Below are 19095 nucleotides of genomic sequence, written 5' to 3'. Positions count from 1 at the left end.
TACTTAAAAAACGTTTTAAATTGATTTTGCAATATTAGATTGAATTATAATTAGGGTAATCTCAACTAAAAGAGGTGAAATTTATGAATAGAATCAATGAATTTGATCCATTCTCATTTATCGTCGGCATTTTGGGAGTAATTGCTGGGATTATTTCAGTATCTAGACCCGATGTAGCATTTAGTACTGTTGTACTTATTGTTGCAGTATTTTCAATCATTAGAGGTATTTTTAAGCTTACCCATATGCGTGATGTCTTCGATTCAAAGGGTTGGATTATTTTTAACAGTATTTTAGATATTTTAATCGGTGTATTAATGTTATTCAATGGTGCTTTTGGAATGTTATACATTGCTATTTTCTTTGCAATTATGTTCATTTTAGACTCATTAACAGCATTATCACTTGCTAAATATGTTAAAGATGTCAGCCACGGTTACTACATTATGGATGTAGTCTTTGCTATCTTAGGTATAATCGTTGGTATTTTATTATTAATTTCCCCAGTGGCATCTGCGTTATCAGTTGCTTTCTTGGTTGGAATTTTCTTCCTAGTGAGCGGAATTTTAATGATCGTTCATTCAATTTAAATCCAAATAAAAAAAGGCCTACCAATAATGGTAGGTCTTTTTTATTTGACTATTCTAAGTGACCGATTAGAATTGCGGCAACCACAATCATTAATAAACCGATAACTGTAAAAATAATTTCTTTCTTGTTTTTGTTTTCCTTTAGAATGATTAAACCACCTAAAGTTGAAACAACAACGTTCATTTGAGTTAGTGGGAATGCGTTAGCAACACCATTTAACTTCAATGAAGTTAAGTATGCTAAAGTACCTAATCCACCTAGTAAACCAATGATTCCACTCTTGAATGTAACCTTTGATTTTAAGTAACCAAATGCTGCTTTACCGTTTAGTACAAATGTAACAACAACAGCACCTAAGAACATACCAAATGTTTGTGGTAACAATCCAACTAATCCAGAAGCGTTAGTAATTCTTGGGAAAACAGAACATGCAGTGTAACCAAATGATCCAATGATTAATAATGGCATACCAGCTTTGTAATCAAGTTTCTTTCTAACAACTCCCTTGTCAACGTAACTAGTACAAGTAGTTCCTAGAATCAATAGTGCGATACTTAAGAAACCGATTAACTTAGCTAAAGGTGATCCCCATTCACCAAAGAAGATAACTCCACAAAGTGGAATTTCAATTAATTGAAGACCAGTTGAGATAGGCATTGCAGTAGAAACATTCATCTTAGTAAATGAGCTGAATTGCATGTATTGAGCAACTGCCCATGCAACCCCACCTAAGAATGGCCATAGGAATTCTTGAAATGAAATAGCAGGTCTAGTAAATAGGTAAATAATTATACCAATTGCTAATTGACCATATCCAGTTCCTAACACTTGTTCAACAGGTTTACCACCAAACTTGGTAGCGATTAGTGGTCCTACCCCCCATAGAAGAGCAGGTAATATTCCGATTAAGATATCCATCTTAACACTTCCTTTTTTATACTCTGATTATAATTATACTTTTTGTTTTTCTTCTAGTGTAGCAATGCAATAGCTATACTCCACCATTTAACATTTTTCATTATACATTCATTCTAATGCATAGTAAAGCGCTTACATTAATTAATTATCACTTTTACCTTTTCTTAATATTTCACATCACTTTCCTTTCCTAATTCAAACAAAAAGCCAACTATGAAAACATAATCAGCTTTGTAATTTTATAAATCGTGATGTTTCTTTAGGTAGTAAATCATCCAATAAATAATAGCTACAGTGATAACCAATGTGAAGAACCATGACCAACTGCTGTTAGCGAACGGAAGGACATTCACATTCATCCCATAGAATCCACTAATAATTGGTGGGATTGCTAGGATTAATGACCAAACAGTCAACACCTTCATAACATCATTTAGATTATTATTAATGATATTACTGTATGTATCTTCAATCTGACTAACGATTTCGTCTAGCACATCAAACATATACTTGCTTTCTTCGTATTCAACAGCAACATCGTCGATGTGTTGGTCTTGACGTTGGTTAAATGAAATCGGAATTTCAAAGTTATCACTAGACTTTTGTAGTTGATTGATTGACATGATATTAGCAGCAGTAGCCGTCTTTAAGTATACCAAGTCATTCTTTAGAATTGCGATTTCGTTTAGATGGTGATTGTTAACGCTATTCTTACTACGCTTGTTTTGTAAATTTTCAACAGATTCGTTGATTTGATCTAGTTTATTCATGTATGGCTTGTTAATTCTTTGTAGCATGTTAAACACCATATCGAACTTGTTACATCTAGTTTCTTGTTTGATACGGTATCTTGAATCACTCTTGGTAATAATTAAATCATTGGTAAAAGCAATGACAACCGGTGAAGTTTGTACGTTTTCATCTTGTCCACTAATTAGTGCACGCATAATCATGACAGAATACTTTTTGACCGGATCATATTCAAAACGAGAATGTTCATGGGCATCTAACATATACCCTTTTAAGATATTTGGTAGTTTGTATTTATCGATGGTTTCAACAACTTCCTTGGTGTTGGCATCGACCATTTCAACCCATGTTGAATCAGTTAGTTGATGAATTTTAATCAATTAAAATTGCCCCCTTTTATTTCGCACGCCAATATATTTTTAATTATTCCAGTATCACTTTCATCCGTCAAATCATTACATTAATCTTAAAAAAAATTTATGATATACTTTTTTAAGTATAAATATAGGAAAGGAAAGGAAATGATTTATTATCAGCAATTATATCAAAGTCGCATTATTGATGGCTTCAAGTCTATTCATGCAATTTTTAGATGCGACAATCGTAACAACTGCTTTACCGTACATTGGAAGAAGTCTAAACGTGCCTACTTCTTCACTTTCATTAACGGTAAGTATCTACTTTATTACTATGGCTATCTTCATCCCATTAAGCGGGTGGATTGCTAAACGAATTGGTAAGAAAAATGCTTGGCTATTGGCAACCTTACTATTCGTCTTAAGTTCATTAGGTGATGCTATTGCACCTACCTTCTCATTTCTATTAGCGAGTCGTTTTATCCAAGGGTTTGCTGGATCACTAATGACTCCTACCGCTCGTTTAATCATGTTGGAAAAGACACCATCCAACCAACTACTTAGAATGGCTAACTACCTAGTATGGCCTGCACTAATCGCTCCAGCGATTGCACCTATCATTGGTGGATTCTTCGTTAAGTATCTTACTTGGCAATGGATTTTCTTAATCAACGTGCCAATCGGATTATTAGCAATTATTATCGGTATTAAGTTAGTTGAAAAAGATACTCAAAAGAGCAGCACTAAGTTTGATTTCCTAGGCTTTATCGAAATTGCCATCTCATCTGGTTTCATCCTAATCGGTGCTGAAATTGCCACTTATGGTAGAGAATACTGGCCTACAGCTGGTATCTTGGTACTAATCGGTCTATTAATGATTCTAGTGGTCGGTCATCATTTATCACATGTAGATAACCCCCTATTTGATATTAAGGCCTTAAAGGTCAGTTCATTTAGAATCTATCAAACCGGTGGAACATTCCTATGGTTATCTGTTGGTGCCCTCCCTTACCTATTAACAGTGTACTTACAAACCGTATTCCACTGGTCAGCATTGGTTGCTGGATACTATGTCATTTTCGTTTTCATCGGAAACATTGGTATCAAACCATTTACAAACGTAATTATCAGACATATTAAGTACAAAGCTTCATTATTAATTGCACTATTTACTGTTGGAATCAGTACGGCTGCACTGGCATGGATTCAACCTACTACAATTCGTTTCATCATTGCTGGTCTAGCGTTTATTTCAGGATGTGGTCGTTCACTAGCACTTACCTGCTACAATGCCGTTACATTCTCTGAAATTCCAATGGATGAAAGAAACTCAGCCAATACATTAAGCTCAGTATTACAAACCATGGCACAAGGTTTGGGAGTTTCATTAATCACCGTGGTTGTATCAGCGCTATCAAGTTTTGTCAGCGTTAATACTGCATACGAATATGGGTTCATCTTCTTAGGAATCCTAATGTTATACCCAATCATCGAAGTATTTATTCAACCTCGTGATTTTGGTAGCAAGGCATTATAGAAATAAAAAAGATGGTATCAATTCGATACCATCTTTTTTGTGTGCTTTTATCCACGACCATCTTTAAATTCTGGGTATAGCTTCATACCACCATCAACATAAATGGTTTCACCAGTTACGTATGATGATTCTGTAGAAGCTAACCATGCAGCGGCAGCAGCCACTTCTTCTGGTTTACCAATACGATTCATTGGGACTAATTCAGCAGTTTGTGCATATAATTCTGGATCTGCGAACTTCTTAGCATTGATTGGTGTGTTAATTGCACCTGGTGCAATTCCGTTTACACGGATACCTTGTTCAGCATATTCCTTGGCAACTGTTTCAGTGAATAGTTTGCTACCACCTTTTGATGCAGCATAGTCTGCAAAGTGTGGCCATGAAATCAATTGGTGAACTGAAGACATGTTAATAATGTTTCCTTCACGTTTGTGATCTAAGAAGTAATTCAATGCGGCCTTAGTACCTAAGAAAGTACCAGTTAAGTTAACATCAATTACTCGTTTCCAATCTTCAAGAGCTAACTTGTGAGTTGGTGTTTCTTTTTCCATTCCAGCGTTATTGATGAATAAATCCATATCACCAAATTCATCAACAGCTGTTTTAACTAACTTATTTACATCTTCTTCTTTTGAAACATCAGCTTGAACGGCAACTGCGTCTCCTCCGTTTTCACGAATTTGATCAACAGCTTCTTGTGCACCATTTTGATCTGAATGATAGTTAAATACTAACTTCATATGTTCTTGAGCTAAACGAAGTGCAATCGCCTTTCCAATTCCTTTTGAGGCACCAGTAACAACTGCTACCTTTCCATTTAAATCTGTGTACATTAAAATCATTCCCTTCCAAAAGAATCCATTATTTTAATTATGACACAAATTCCACAAAATGAAATTTTCTGACATTAAATTAAGATAATCTTTAACAATGACAACACTAACAATAATATTATATTGATGAAAGTAAATTCCTTCAAAAATTTGCCACTTGTATGCGATGCATTCAGTGATACCTGTTTGTATGCTAATAAATTAGCCAATGAGGCAACCAATGTTCCAAGACCACCAATCGACACCCCATAATAGATGGACGTAAAATCAGCTGAAAATTTGGACAATAACACGGCCGAAGGAACATTACTGATGAACTGACTAGTTATGATTGATGTTAGATAGGTATGAATGCCGTCTTGAGTGAATTGATGAATCAATGATACCACCAGATCAATGCGGCTTAACATCCCCACAATCAAGAAAAAGAATACAAACGACAATAGTAATGAGTAATCCACATCGGCAATACTTTTGGGTGAAAACATTTCAACTACTACTAATGTAATCAATGTATCAATCCAAATCGAGAACAACGAGAATTGAGCTAGCAAGACTAGAACAAATAATCCCGCAATCATTAATAGATGGATTTTTTTAATTTTGACGTCTTTAATTGGTGTTTCTTGAAGCGGTTTGTTTTCACTGAAGAAAATCAATACCGTCATCGAAAGCATCCCCATTACCAACAGTATCAACGAGTTGGCAAGAAACGATTGAATAGAGACATGGTAAAACTCAACTAAGAACACGTTTTGCGGATTTCCAATCGGTGTAAACGCACTCCCTAAGTTGGCAGCAATCGTAATCAACACGGTGGGATAGACTATCGATAGGTTTAACTGTTTTGCAATCAAAATATATAGTGGCACTAAGGTAATGATAGAAACGTCATTGGTCACAAACATCGACAATACAAAGGATGTGCTTGTAATATAAGCAGTTATTTGGCGTGTTGTTTGGACATGGTTTATAATCGAGTTACTTATATAAGCTAAAATCTTTGCTCGTTTAACTAGCGAGATGATTAACATTAGATTAAACAAGATCATGATGGTGTCTAAATCAATGTCTTTAATGTTCATTGGTTTAAATATTAATAGGAGTAAAAAGATTGCAACTACAATCTTTAAGACCGTATCTGAGATAATATTTTTGAAAATTGTTCGTATCAATTTTTGTACACCGTCCTGGTAATAATATTGATGTTACTAACATATAATTTAACATTTGAAGGAATGTTTTTCAGATTTTTCTTTAAACTAGCTTAAATAAGTGGTAAATTGTACTTTATTAATGTGTGAATTTTACATAATTACTTTTGGAGGATTTAGTCATGAAAGCTAAATTTGATAAGATTTCCATTATGGGAATGCTAATCACCTTAGGAATTGTTTATGGTGATATCGGTACTTCACCTCTATATGTAATGAATTCAATTATCGGTAATGCTGGTAAAATGGCCAACATCAAACCATTCTACATAATTGGATCAATTTCATTAATCATATGGACATTAATGGTGATTACAACAATTAAATACGTATTGATTACAATGCGTGCTGATAACAACGGTGAAGGTGGAATATTCGCCCTCTTCGCCTTAGTTAGAAGAAAAGCAAAATGGCTAGTTTGGCCTGCTTTAATCGGTGGTGCTGCATTGTTAGCTGATGGTACTCTAACTCCTGCAGTTTCAGTAACATCCGCTCTTGAAGGATTGAAAGGCCAACACTTCGGTCCGATTTCATTTAGTAATTCACAACAAAACGTCTTAATCATTACTTCATGTGTACTTTTGGTTTTGTTCTTAATCCAAAGATTTGGAACTGGAATCATTGGTAATTCATTCGGACCTGTGATGTTTATCTGGTTTACCTTCTTGGCTGTAATGGGTATTGTGAACCTGCTAAAATATCCAGCCATTTTAGGTGCATTCAATCCAGTATATGCGATTGAAATTCTATTCAGTCCTGTTAACAAGGCAGGTATCTTCATTCTAGGTAGTATCTTCTTGGCAACTACCGGTGCTGAAGCGTTGTATTCAGACATGGGTCACGTTGGTAAGAAAAACATCTACGGTACTTGGCCATTTGTTTACTTTGCCCTAATCATGAATTACTTAGGACAAGGTGCTTGGGTTATCAACAATGCTCATAACCCACAATTTGCTAATTTAAATAACTTAAACCCATTCTATGAAATGCTTCCAGATTCACTTCGTGGATTTGCGATTGTGATTGCTGCTTTAGCTGCAATCATCGCTTCTCAAGCATTGATTACTGGATCATTTACTTTAGTTGATGAAGCAATTGGTCTTAAATTCTTACCTAGAATGATTGTTAGACATCCAAGTAACGTTAGAAGCCAAATTTACATCTCAACTGTAAACTGGTTCTTATGTATCGTTACCTTCATCGTCGTTTGGTCATTCGGTAGTTCAGAAAGAATGGAATCAGCTTATGGTTTAGCAATTACAATTACTATGCTTATGACTACTGTTCTTCTATTTGAATACCTTTCAGGTAAGATGAGAAGACTATGGGCTTTCTTTATCGCTGCATTCTTTGCTGTTATCGAATTTACCTTCTTCATTGCAAGTATTATTAAGTTCGTGCATGGTGGTTTCGTCACACTAATCATCATGGGTGCTATTCTAATCGTCATGATTCTATGGTACTTCGGTAACAAGCGTCGTGACCATTACGAAAAGGAAAGCGAATATGTTTCACTTACTCAATACAAAGACCAACTATCTGCTTTGAGTGAAGATGAATCAATTCCGCTATACACTTCTAACTTGGTATACATGACTAAGATTAAGAACGACTACCAAATCAAGCGTAGTACAATGTATTCAATCTTAGACAAGGAACCAAAGAGAGCGAAAGTATACTGGTTCGTTACTGTTAATGAAACAAGTAATCCTTACGAAAGTAACTACACTGTTGACTTGTTGGATACTAAGAATGTTGTTGACGTTCAACTATACCTTGGATTTAGAAAGCAACAAAGTGTAAGTATCTACCTACACCAAATTGTTAACTATCTAATTAAACAAGGTGTTATCGATCCACAAAAGCAAAAGTATACTTCAAATGGTAAACCTGGTAATGTTGGTGACTTTAAATTCGTTATCATCAACGAACGTCCTTCTGACTTAGCATTGAACTCAGAAATCAATGCCTTTGACAGACAATTAATTTCTGGACGTATCTTCCTACAAAACATCACTGCATCCCCTATCTCATGGTATGGTTTGGAATTCAGTAATGTTATTGAAGAATCTTCTCCACTATTTATTACCATGCAACATGATCAATATTTAGTACAAAGAAAGATTTACCACTCAATTCATACAAGACATAACATATAAAATAAAAAGGACTTACCAATTTGGTAAGTCCTTTTTATTTGTGTTTAATTCATCATTTCATCGATGGCTGCAGCCATACGGCGAACCCCTTCGTGAATTTGATCTTCTTTCATATTGGAGAAGTTCATTCTAAATGTTCCGGGAATGACTTCATCAGGATAGAATGGTTCGCCTGGTACAAAGGCAACGTTATGCTTAACGCAGTTGTTAAATAAGTCCATAGTATTAACATTACCAGGTACCTCTACCCAGATAAACATTCCTCCTTCTGGATTACTATGCTTAACGCCTGCAGGGAATTGTTCGTCAATTTCCTTTAACATAAGAGATGCACGATCGTAATAAACGTCTGAAATTGCCTTAATATGTTTGTCTAGATCGTTGTCTTCCATGTATTGAGCAACGATAAATTGTGATAAGTTATCTGAATGTAAGTCGGCAGATTGTTTCATAACAACAAACATGTCAATAAATTTCTTATCGGCCACAATCCATCCTAATCTCATCCCTGGGGCTAAGATTTTTGAGAATGTGTTCATGTACACCACAGTACCATTCTTATCAAAGTGTTTAACTGGTGGTACAGCAACACCTGAATATCTGATTTCACCATATGGGTCATCTTCCAGAATAGTTACACCATGCGCTTCGGCTAATTCAACCATTTTAGCACGACGTTCAGCAGTCATGGTACGGCCAGTTGGGTTTTGGAAGTTAGGAATTGTGTAGATGAATTTAGTGTCTGGATATTGATTTAACTTTTCTTCCAAAACGTCCATCTTCATTCCGTCTTCATCCATGTCAACACCAACAACCTTAGCTCCATAACTTCTGAATACGTCTAACGCACAAAGATATGTTGGTTTTTCAACTAAGATAACGTCACCTTTATCAACCATCATCTTAGCAACTAAGTCAATTGATTGTTCTGAACCAGTGGTAATACAAACATTATCCACAGTGGTTGTTACTTCTTTGTTGGTTTGCATTCGATCTACGATTAATTCTCGTAAATGCGGGTTACCAATTGCAGCGGTATATTGTAATGCTTCAGCACCATGCTTTTCAAAAACCTTATCAGCAGCCTCATGCATTTCTTTTACCGGGAATAATTCAGGAGCAGGTAGCCCACCAGCAAATGAAATGATTTCTGGATCACCAGCTACCTTTAAAATTTCTCCCACCACATCATTATCTACATTCGGTACACGACTTGAAAACTTGAAATCCATACAAAATCACTCCATTCTAAATAAAAAAGTTAACGCCAAATTTCGCGTTAACAATAATATAGTACTGTGAGATTAAATTTTCAATAGTTTTCTAATCATTTTCTAATATTAATATAAATTACCTAGCAAAAACGACGTAAATGCAAAATAGCAGGATAATTATTTCGATTATCAGTAAAATAATGCGATATAAGGCCCTTTCTCCCTTTTTATGGGTAAATATGTATGTTGTATACATAAGAACCATTAAAACGCTAATAATTCCAGCTAGGATAAATCCAACAACATACATTACATTTGATCCACTGATTCCACTGATAATAAAAATGAGTGGAAAAATGTATAATGCGATATTTAATAATATTTCTTTAATAATTGTTTTCATGATTAATACTCTCCCATTGTTCAGATAATTCATTTTATCGTTGATAAGTTATAGCGAATTGTTTTAATAATAACACGATAAATGTCGTATTTTTTTAATTTTTTTTCAAATTATTTATTGTCATAATAAATATCATCATTTATAATTGTAGATACATATTCAAGTCATCCCACTAAATGTTGTTCGTTATTTAGCTATTATTTTTTCGCAGCATTAGAAGTGGACACATATTATAAAAGGAAGTCATCAACCTACCGATGACTTCCTTTTTTATTACCCAACGTGATTTTCTTTTAGGATCATGGCCACTTCTTTTTCCATTTCTGGTGTCTTGGTCCATTCTTCAAAATGATCCATGCTTTCATCTGGCATTTCGAAATTTTCGTTAATATAGTTTTCGTAATTAATAACGTGTTCTGAATGCGGAATGTTTAGTTGCAAGATACGAACTTCCTTAATGAAGCCTCGTTCTGCAGCTAGTTCAGCTCTCCCGTTTTGAACCATGTTACTAATTTCCATGTACTTGGTACCATCTAACCTAGTAATTTGTTCAATTAAATTCAATGTTTCATGACTCTTCATTTCTTTAGCCATCTTAATTTAATCTCCCCTCGCAAAAAAAATCCGTTCAAAGAAAACGGATTTTTTGATTATTTAATAGTTGCCTTTACTGATGATGTTTTCTTTTCAGTAGCGGTCTTTTTATGATGTTTCTTTGTAGTCTTCTTGTTATCTTTAGCAACACCCTTTGGTAATACTAACTTCTTAGTTGGTTTTACGATTGATGCTGGGTGTTCAATAATATGACTTAGTGGATGTCCTGAAACGTTAACTAAGCAGAAGAATAAAGTAGCAATAGTTACTAACCAAGTAAATAGAACTGATGTCTTAGGCATCTTTTCACTAATTACTGAGCCGTAGAAACGCTTCTTAACCTTAGCAGCAACATGCTTGTCATCTGGATGTTGTGCTTGTTCTTCTTCAGTAACTTGTCTTTGGTATTCATCGATATCAAAGTCTTTTTGAATTTGTTTTTGTTCTGCTTCAAACTTAGCCTTATCTTTCTTAGATAGCTTCTTGAACCATTCAATAAATTCACGGTACTTAGTGGTTACTTCTTGAGTTTCACCGATCATTCTTAGCTTACCGTAATTAATCCAAGCAACACGGTCACATAAAAATTCGATTTGTTTTAGTGAGTGAGAAACGAAGATAATAGTCTTACCTTGTTCTTTAAAGTCAGCAATCTTGTCCACACACTTTTGATAGAAAGTATCATCCCCAACAGATAATGCTTCATCAATGATCAAGATATCTGGGTTAATGTGTACAGCGATTGAGAATCCCAGACGTGATTTCATACCTGATGAGTAACTCTTAACAGGTTGGTCCACGAAGTCACCAATATCAGCAAATGAAACTATGTCATCCATTAATGCATCGATTTCTTCATTAGTTAAACCTTGCATTAATGACTTCAATCTAATGTTTTCTCTACCAGTTAGGTTCTTTCTTAGACCTGCACTAATAGCAACGATTGAAGTGTCTCCCTTTACATCAACATAACCAGTTGTTTGAGGAATAATTCCAGAAATAATGTTAGAAATAGTTGATTTACCTGAACCGTTAACACCAATTAAACCAAGTGCTTCACCTGGTCTAACTTCAAAAGATACTCCCATTAGTGACCAGAAATGAGGAACATCAGTCTTAATGGAGAAAAATGATTTTAATTTATCAGCTTGTGTTTTGAACAAATCGTACTCTTTAGTTACGTTTTGAACCTTAATCTTATAATCTTCAGTCATTCTTAATACTTCCTATATTTTATTTCGATTTAATCATTATAAAACTAACTACTAATTATATCAAATTAATAAAAAAGTAGTGACTTGGCAGAAATCCAATAATTCTTATGATTTAAAACGATACGATACCAAGTAGTGTTGTACTCAGTTCTAATTCCTTTTAAATTAACGCCAACCTTGTAATCCTTTGGCACCTTCACTTGTGACCAAGCGGTCTTTTGAATGTGCTTAGAAGTACCGGGAATGTGGTTGTATAGAGCAAACTTACCGTAGTTATTTAAATATGCATGTCCTGATGCCTTTGAATAAACAGATGCCTTATTGGTTGTCTTCTTTTTTGCAACCTTCTTAGCCTTCTTTTTAGTAACTTTCTTTTTCGCTACTTTCTTTTCGGCCTTGGTATAAGTAACACCTGTCTTGTTTACCCAAACATCCCCTATGTTTGAAATATTGATACGGTACCAAGTGTTTTCCTTACCGTGATAAGTGTAGGTTGCAATTTGGTTTACGTTAAATGTTTGATTCTTATAACTATTAGATGAACCTAGTGATTTAGCTAATGTTTGAGAATTGAAAACATTGCTATATAGTCCACGATTTGCATGACTTAGTTTAGCCTTCCCCTTGTATTCCTTAATATGAATTGTTGGAAAATCAATAGCCTTAGCACTTACCCAATAACTCTTAGCGTTCTTACTAGTCTTGATTCGATACCAAGTAGTGCTTGCACCTTTGTAAGTACGTACAGCTAGACAATCAACGTATACATTACTTCCTGCTTTTAGGTGACCAGGCCAATTGCCAGTCACATTCTTAGCAGTGGTATCTTTAACGTGAGTGTAAAGATTATAGTTTGCAAACTTGGATGATAATTGGAAAGTTTCTAGCGGATTACCATATGTATAAGTTGCAGTCGCTAGTGTTTTCTTAGACTTAGTAGTTGTAGTTTTAGTGTTATTAGTGTTATTAGTATTCTTTGTATCACTACTACTATTGGTGGTTGGCGTAGTTGGTGTACTTGTATTGGTATTAGTTGATGCCGTATTACCATCTAAAGTAGTTAATTTATAAGTATTAATAATATTGATTAACTTACTAGCATAACTTGGATCGGTTGCATAACCATCCTTTTGGATGTTGGTTGCTGCTTCAAATCCATCCTTAGCTTGTGACTTAAATACGTTGGCATAACGCGAATTAACAGTCAAGAAAGTAGCATAGCCTTGAAGACTGTCCATAATACTGTTATAGCTTTTGAAATATGCATATGTGCTATAAGCTTGGCCCTTGGAATTGTATTCCGAAGTCTTTAACTTCACACCGGTACCATCAAATGATTTAATCCCAAACAAGTTGTTGGCAATTTGCGTCAAGTAACTGGTTCCATAACCACTTTCTAACGCCGCTTGAGCAACCATTGTTGAAGCATATAGATTATTGCTATTGGCAATAGATTGAGCAATTGGTGAAATTGTTGAAATAAAATTGTCAGCAGTTAATTGTGACTCCAACACGTTATTAATTGAAGAATTAGTTGTGTTTGTATTAACGGTAGCTGCGGTGGCAGTATTATTTACACCATTGTCTAAATCATCTGCATGTGACACATAAACATGTCCTGCTGAAATAACTGCACTCGCACTCAGGACATACAGCAATGATTTGACGATCGGTTTTCTTCTCATAATTATTCTCTCTCCATTAAACATCTTTTTATTCTCTCTTACCTCTTTACGCCTCTTCGGCTAGCACTAAGGCGGTTTTGTTGTTCTTTAAACTTATTAAAAGTCTTGTCCGCCTTAGCTTGTTTATTCGAATTGTTTTTTGTTTTCTTGGTAAATTTCATCAAAAACACTCCCAGTTAATGATTATAACATGTCACAGTAAATTTTTATAAAATCTTATAAGAAAAATTAGTCTCTTTTTAATTTTCATCAAATAAAAAAGAGTGCCCAAGGCACCCTTTTGATTAATAAATTATTGAACAGTAACACTCTTAGCAAGGTTTCTTGGATGGTCAACATCTAAGCCCTTGTTCAAACTAGTGTAGTAAGCCAATAGTTGAGCAGGAATAACACTCAATAGTGGTGTTAATAGTTGATCAACGTCTGGAATAACGATATCATCGTTTTTCTTGGCAAGGGATTCAGTAGCAATGGTAATTGCCTTAGCACCACGAGCCATGGTTTCTTCTAGGTTACTTCTAGTTAACCCAGCAGTGTTTGATTGAGTAATAATACCAACAACTGGTGTGTTTTCTTCAATCAAAGCAATGGTTCCGTGTTTTAATTCTCCTGAAGCAAAACCTTCAGCTAGAATGTATGAAATTTCCTTTAGTTTCAATGATGATTCTAATGAAACGAAGTAGTCAATTCCTCTACCAATGTAGAATGCACGGTTAGCATTTACGAAGTACTTCTTAGAAATTTCGTTAATCATTTCCTTTTCGTCAACGATTGATTGCATACCAGTGGCAACGAAACCTAGTTGTTGCTTCAAGTTAAAGTCTTTAGCAGCCTTAATTTCTGATGATTCGCCTAAAGCCTTAGCTAGGATAGCTTCAACAGTAATTTGAGCTGTGTATGCCTTAGTTGATGCAACTGAGATTTCTGGACCAGCATGTAGTAGTAATGTGTAGTTTGATTCACGTGAAAGTGTTGAGTTAGCAACGTTTGTAATTGTTAAACTCTTGTATCCTAATTGGTTTAGGTTAACTAATACTTCACGACTATCAGCTGTTTCACCACTTTGACTTAAGAAGATAAAGAATGGTCTCTTTGAAAGTAATGGCATGTTGTAAGCAAATTCTGAAGAAACATGAACTTCAGTAGGTACTTGTGCCAACTTTTCAAATAGTTCCTTACCAACTAAACCAGCGTGGTAACTAGTACCGGCAGCGATGATGTATAGACGGTCTGATTCTTTAATTGAATCTAATAAGTCGTCTTCAATCACTGGATCACCGTTTTCGTTTAGGTATTCAGCTGAAAGCTTTCTCATAACGTTTGGTTGTTCGTCAATTTCTTTTAGCATGTAGTATGGGTAAGTACCCTTGTCAGTGTCACTAGCATCGATATCAACGTGGAATGGTTGTCTATCGGTTACGACTTCACCATCTTTGTTTTCGATAGTTACTGAATCTGGTTTAACGGTCACAAAGTCACCGTCATCCAATTCTAGGAAGTCATGAGTAACGTTTAGCATTGCTAGAGAATCTGAACATACAACGTTGCAGTCTTCACCCAGACCGATTAATAATGGACTCTTGTTCTTAGCAACGTAGATAGTGTTTGGTTCTTCTCTATCCATTAATTGGAATGCGTATGAAGCACCCTTTAATAGTGATAAAGTCTTCTTAAATGCTTCTTTAGCACTTAGGTTTTCAGTTACAGCGAAGTGGTCAACTAATTGAACAACAACTTCTGTATCAGTTTGTGAAGTGAATTCAACATCACTTAGGTATTTTTCCTTTAGATCACGGTAGTTTTCGATAACACCATTGTGAACTAGGTAGAATCTCTTGTCTTGTGAGAAGTGAGGATGTGCGTTTTCGACAGTTACTCCTCCATGAGTAGCCCATCTAGTATGTGCAATTCCTGCACTTCCGTTAATCTTCATATCATTTACGGCGTCTCTTAGATTACTAATCGCACCAGTTCTCTTTACAAGGTAATCTTTCTTACCTTCATCGTTTACGTATAATCCAGCAGAATCATAACCACGGTATTCTAGCTTTTGTAAACCATTAACTAAAATATCAACGGCATTTTTGTTTCCTGTTACACCAACAATTCCACACATATTATATTTTCCTTTCACTCTTTATTTATTAATTGTTTTAAATAAATTTATATCTTTTTTATCATTTTCGACATATTCTAGATTACAAGTTTTAATTATCAATGTCAATTGATAAATGTCAAATTGGTATAGTTTATGCAAAAAATTAAAAAATTGCGTCATGTTGGTATCAACAAGCATAATAGAAAGAAAATGAAGATTAAATTCGACTCATTTTATACAATTTATCAAATTGGTATGGACTAATTTACAGTAAAAAATGGCAATAAAAAAAGCAATCTAATTAGATTGCTTTTAATTTTTTATTCAATTTCAAAACGTTCTTGAACAACGTCTGCAATACGTTTAGTGTAGCCATCTACTAATTCTTGTGTTGGGGCTTCTGCCATCACACGTAGTAGTGGTTCAGTACCACTAGGACGAACTAGGACACGACCGTCACCGTTCATTTCTTTTTCAACTTCAGCGATAACTGCTTTTACTTGATCATCTGCTTGAGCACCATCTTTGTCGCTAACCTTAACGTTGATTAGTTGTTGTGGGTACTTAGTTACTTCATCAGCAAGTTCTGATAACTTCTTACCAGTGTCCTTCATTACGTGTAGTAATTGTAAACTAGTTAGTAATCCATCACCGGTAGTGTTGAAGTCTAGGAAGACGATGTGTCCTGATTGTTCTCCACCTAGGTTGTAACCAGATTTGTTCATTTCTTCAACAACATATCTGTCCCCAACCTTGGTTTGAACATTGTGCATACCGTTTGCTTCCATTGCCTTGTACATACCTAGGTTACTCATAACTGTAGTTACCACAGTATCTTGTTTTAGACGACCATGATCCGACATGTACTTACCACAAATGTACATAATCTTGTCACCGTCGACTAGTTCACCGTTTTCATCAACAGCTAAACAACGGTCACCGTCACCATCAAATGCTAGTCCAATTTCAGCACCTTGTTCGACAACCATCTTTTGTAGTTTTTCTGGGTGAGTTGAACCAACTTGGTCGTTGATGTTAATACCGTTTGGCATAGTTGCCATGGTTTCAAATTCAATACCTAAGTCCGCATATAAGCGTGATACTAGGTTACTTGTTGCACCGTTTGCTGAATCAACACAAATCTTCATACCTGATAGGTCATCAGGAACTGTTTGTTCTAGGAAACGAATGTATTTTTGACTACCTTCTGAGTAATCATCAACACTACCTAGACCCTTAGCTGATGGACGTGGTAAATCATCCTTGTCAGCTTCTAGAATTGCTTCTATTTCTTCTTCTAATTCATCTGATAGCTTGTAACCATCTGAACCAAAGAACTTGATACCGTTGTATTCAGCTGGATTATGTGAGGCAGTTATCATAACACCAGCAGCTGCTCCTTGAGTTCTAACAAGGTAAGCAACACCTGGGGTTGTAACAACCCCCAATTGAAGAACTTCAATTCCGACTGATAGTAAACCAGCAATTAAAGCACTTTCTAGCATTTGTCCAGAAATTCTTGTATCTCTCGCAACTAATACTTGGGGTTGTCCTTCTACTTGGCTGTGCTTGGTTAAAATGTACCCACCGGCACGTCCACATTTGAAAGCTAGTTCAGGGCTTAAGTCCTTGTTAGCTACCCCTCTAACTCCGTCTGTTCCAAAATACTTCATAATTTTATCTCCATTCATCATTCGATTCTTTAAAATCTATTGTGGAATAACTGTTACTTTAATGTTTTCAGGATCGAAACCAGTAACGTTATTTAGATTCTTATCTAGTTCCACATTAACCACTTTCTTTGATGTAATTCCAGAAACATCAACATAAGCGACTACATTATCAATTGATTCTAGCTCTTTTTTCGTTCCAAAAACCTTCACCTTATCTGTGTCTGATGTTAGTTCATAGTTTTGGTTACTAGAGCCATTTTCAACTTTTAGTTTTAGTGGAACGTTTTTATTATTTCCACTACTTATTGGCAAATTAACAGAAGTTGTTGATGGCGTCAAGATGACGTTAACAATTCGACCCTTTGAGTCTAATGCTTCTAAAACAGCTGAAGAGCTGACTGACTTCTTGGTGTTTTGTGGAATGCTTAGCTTAGCAACAACTTGCTTAATCTTAGCAATTTCGTTGGCCGCTCCAGTCACCTTCACCTTGTTGGTACCAAGGACCGGTTTACCAGCTGAATAACCATCGGCAATGTTTGATGATTCGTATTCTGCTTTAACTGGGAATTCCACTGTCTTTCTTGGTTGAATATTAACGTAGATATAACTTGGGTTGATGTAGTATCTCAATTCGTTGTTTAAACCATCTTGGTACAAACGAACCTTATGAGTTCCCACACCTAATCTGGAAAGATCAGCATACACCTTAAAGTTTTGTGTATTGACTGTGGTAGTAACTAACGCTGTTGGTCCTACAATCTTAACTGATACTTTTTCAGGATATCCGGTAACAAAGTACTTGCTGTTATCGACGTTTAATTGTAGTGGCACTGAGATATTAGCTGACTTGTTAGAAGTCAATTGAGTAATATCTTCAGAGCTACCATAGTTACTGCCTGAACCAAAAAGTTTTGATTGGTTAACATAAGCAAATAATAAGATAGCAAAAATCAATGCCAATAATCTTAGGTACCATGGGCTATTAAACTTCTTCATTACTTTTGCCCCCCTGTTGATTGCTTGATTTTGTCGAACCAATTAAAGATGGTTGTAAATAAGTTCTTATTCATTGAATCTTGCTTAGTAATCAATTGATCACGTAAGAACTTCATATAGTCGTCCTTATTCATTCCACGTAATAATTCGTTGTTCTTGGTAATTGATACTTCCCCTGTTTCTTCAGAGATAACAATGGTTAAGGCATCAGTTACTTCAGAAATACCAACGGCTGCACGGTGTCTAGTTCCCAATTCCTTTGGAATTAGGTTACTTTGTGACAATGGTAGGTATGCAGCTGCTACGGCAACACGGTTATTACTGATAATAACGGCACCATCATGCAATGGTGTATTTGGAATAAATGTATTAATCAAAAGTTCACCGGTGATATCAGCATCTAACTTAATTCCAGTTTCGATGTAGTCTTCCAATCCGGTATCCATTTGAATTGTCATTAAAGCACCAATTCTACGTTTTGACATATATTGGATGGCTTTATCAAGTTCCAAAATCATCTTCTCATTTTCAACGTTTTGGTTTTGTGCATGTTTAATAATTGAGCCTCGACCTAAATGTTCTAGGCCACGTCTGATTTCAGGTTGGAAAATAATAATGATCGCTATAACTCCCCAGTTAATAACTTGGTCAGTTAAGTATGATACAGTTGTAAATCCGAAGATTACACTGATAATTTTCACAATGGCAATTACTAAAACACCACGGAATAATTGGACAGCTTTTGTGCCCTTAAGTAAGATAATTACCTCATAGATAATGAACCAAACAACTAAGATATCTAAAAGGTTACTTAGTGTTAAGATGTTACTCCAATTTATCCCCATACCTATTCCTCCATA

The 19095-nt window shown here is 35.3% G+C and carries 14 protein-coding genes and 1 pseudogene; 3 read left to right on the top strand and 12 right to left on the bottom strand.

All coding sequences use genetic code 11. The features are described from left to right. Positions 1-83: 83 nt before the first annotated feature. Entirely contained in the window at positions 84-590 is a 507-nt protein-coding gene (locus RZ79_RS02170; protein ID WP_054449786.1) for an HdeD family acid-resistance protein, read from the top strand. A gap of 49 nt (positions 591-639) precedes the next feature. On the opposite strand, the gene RZ79_RS02165 is transcribed toward RZ79_RS02170, so the two are convergent. Both RZ79_RS02165 and RZ79_RS02160 read right to left on the bottom strand, forming a co-directional pair. Next, positions 640-1509, bottom strand: a complete 870-nt coding sequence (locus tag RZ79_RS02165; RefSeq protein ID WP_054449785.1) for a GRP family sugar transporter — start codon at positions 1507-1509, stop codon at positions 640-642. Between the two features lie 239 nt (positions 1510-1748). Continuing rightward, positions 1749-2639 (bottom strand): magnesium transporter CorA family protein, encoded by an 891-nt coding sequence (locus RZ79_RS02160; protein WP_054449784.1) that lies wholly within the window; start codon positions 2637-2639, stop codon positions 1749-1751. A 181-nt stretch (positions 2640-2820) separates the two neighbouring features. Between RZ79_RS02160 and RZ79_RS02155 the strand changes: the two genes are divergently transcribed. After that, positions 2821-4152: an MFS transporter gene (locus tag RZ79_RS02155; protein WP_237756535.1), complete on the top strand. Its 1332-nt coding sequence runs from the start codon at positions 2821-2823 to the stop codon at positions 4150-4152. Positions 4153-4199: 47 nt separating this feature from the next. On the opposite strand, the gene RZ79_RS02150 is transcribed toward RZ79_RS02155, so the two are convergent. After that, entirely contained in the window at positions 4200-4985 is a 786-nt protein-coding gene (locus RZ79_RS02150; protein WP_054449782.1) for a glucose-1-dehydrogenase, read from the bottom strand. 74 nt (positions 4986-5059) lie between these two features. Then, positions 5060-6160 (bottom strand): SLC13 family permease, encoded by a 1101-nt coding sequence (locus tag RZ79_RS02145; RefSeq protein WP_054449781.1) that lies wholly within the window; start codon positions 6158-6160, stop codon positions 5060-5062. 161 nt (positions 6161-6321) lie between these two features. Here RZ79_RS02145 and RZ79_RS02140 point away from each other — a divergent pair, with 161 nt between their 5' ends. Further along, a complete protein-coding gene (locus RZ79_RS02140) occupies positions 6322-8358 on the top strand; it encodes a KUP/HAK/KT family potassium transporter (RefSeq protein WP_054449780.1) in 2037 nt (678 codons plus the stop codon). A 44-nt stretch (positions 8359-8402) separates the two neighbouring features. On the opposite strand, the gene RZ79_RS02135 is transcribed toward RZ79_RS02140, so the two are convergent. From RZ79_RS02135 to cdaA, 8 genes and pseudogenes are all read right to left on the bottom strand, one after another. Next, a complete protein-coding gene (locus RZ79_RS02135; RefSeq protein ID WP_054449779.1) occupies positions 8403-9590 on the bottom strand; it encodes an aminotransferase-like domain-containing protein in 1188 nt (395 codons plus the stop codon). Between the two features lie 658 nt (positions 9591-10248). Next, positions 10249-10557, bottom strand: coding sequence for a hypothetical protein (locus tag RZ79_RS02125; protein WP_053795998.1), 309 nt, complete (start codon positions 10555-10557; stop codon positions 10249-10251). A gap of 188 nt (positions 10558-10745) precedes the next feature. After that, positions 10746-11783 (bottom strand): annotated as a pseudogene (locus RZ79_RS02120) (ABC transporter ATP-binding protein); the annotation flags it as partial. Positions 11784-11848: 65 nt separating this feature from the next. Next, on the bottom strand, positions 11849-13468 hold the full coding sequence (locus tag RZ79_RS02115) for a glycoside hydrolase family 73 protein (RefSeq protein WP_162200344.1): 1620 nt from the start codon (positions 13466-13468) through the stop codon (positions 11849-11851). Between the two features lie 292 nt (positions 13469-13760). Next, positions 13761-15584 carry a glutamine--fructose-6-phosphate transaminase (isomerizing) gene (glmS, locus tag RZ79_RS02110; RefSeq protein WP_054449777.1) on the bottom strand — a complete coding sequence of 608 codons (1824 nt, stop codon included), beginning with the start codon at positions 15582-15584 and terminating at the stop codon, positions 13761-13763. Between the two features lie 302 nt (positions 15585-15886). Then, the gene (glmM, locus tag RZ79_RS02105; protein WP_054449776.1) at positions 15887-17239 is read right to left on the bottom strand and encodes a phosphoglucosamine mutase; all 1353 of its coding nucleotides are present in this window, start codon (positions 17237-17239) and stop codon (positions 15887-15889) included. 36 nt (positions 17240-17275) lie between these two features. Next, a complete protein-coding gene (locus tag RZ79_RS02100; protein ID WP_041152556.1) occupies positions 17276-18235 on the bottom strand; it encodes a CdaR family protein in 960 nt (319 codons plus the stop codon). Next, complete coding sequence (gene cdaA, locus RZ79_RS02095; protein WP_041152555.1) at positions 18235-19080, bottom strand: diadenylate cyclase CdaA; 846 nt, start codon at positions 19078-19080, stop codon at positions 18235-18237. Before cdaA ends, RZ79_RS02100 begins: the two co-directional genes overlap by 1 nt. Between the last annotated feature and the right edge of the window lie 15 nt (positions 19081-19095).

The sequence above is a fragment of the Apilactobacillus kunkeei DSM 12361 = ATCC 700308 genome (genome assembly GCF_001281265.1).
GTDB classification, from domain to species: domain Bacteria; phylum Bacillota; class Bacilli; order Lactobacillales; family Lactobacillaceae; genus Apilactobacillus; species Apilactobacillus kunkeei.
This window is presented reverse-complemented; position numbering and strand designations above follow the sequence as displayed.

Bases quoted from the DNA above. Each gene is read 5' to 3' on its own strand.
- RZ79_RS02170 (WP_054449786.1), top strand. From the start codon at position 84: ATGAATAGAATCAATGAATTTGATCCATTCTCATTTATCGTCGGCATT.
- RZ79_RS02165 (WP_054449785.1), bottom strand. From the start codon at position 1,509: ATGGATATCTTAATCGGAATATTACCTGCTCTTCTATGGGGGGTAGGA.
- RZ79_RS02155 (WP_237756535.1), top strand. From the start codon at position 2,821: ATGGCTTCAAGTCTATTCATGCAATTTTTAGATGCGACAATCGTAACA.
- RZ79_RS02150 (WP_054449782.1), bottom strand. From the start codon at position 4,985: ATGTACACAGATTTAAATGGAAAGGTAGCAGTTGTTACTGGTGCCTCA.
- RZ79_RS02140 (WP_054449780.1), top strand. From the start codon at position 6,322: ATGAAAGCTAAATTTGATAAGATTTCCATTATGGGAATGCTAATCACC.
- RZ79_RS02135 (WP_054449779.1), bottom strand. From the start codon at position 9,590: ATGGATTTCAAGTTTTCAAGTCGTGTACCGAATGTAGATAATGATGTG.
- RZ79_RS02125 (WP_053795998.1), bottom strand. From the start codon at position 10,557: ATGAAGAGTCATGAAACATTGAATTTAATTGAACAAATTACTAGGTTA.
- RZ79_RS02115 (WP_162200344.1), bottom strand. From the start codon at position 13,468: ATGAGAAGAAAACCGATCGTCAAATCATTGCTGTATGTCCTGAGTGCG.
- glmS (WP_054449777.1), bottom strand. From the start codon at position 15,584: ATGTGTGGAATTGTTGGTGTAACAGGAAACAAAAATGCCGTTGATATT.
- glmM (WP_054449776.1), bottom strand. From the start codon at position 17,239: ATGAAGTATTTTGGAACAGACGGAGTTAGAGGGGTAGCTAACAAGGAC.
- RZ79_RS02100 (WP_041152556.1), bottom strand. From the start codon at position 18,235: ATGAAGAAGTTTAATAGCCCATGGTACCTAAGATTATTGGCATTGATT.
- cdaA (WP_041152555.1), bottom strand. From the start codon at position 19,080: ATGGGGATAAATTGGAGTAACATCTTAACACTAAGTAACCTTTTAGAT.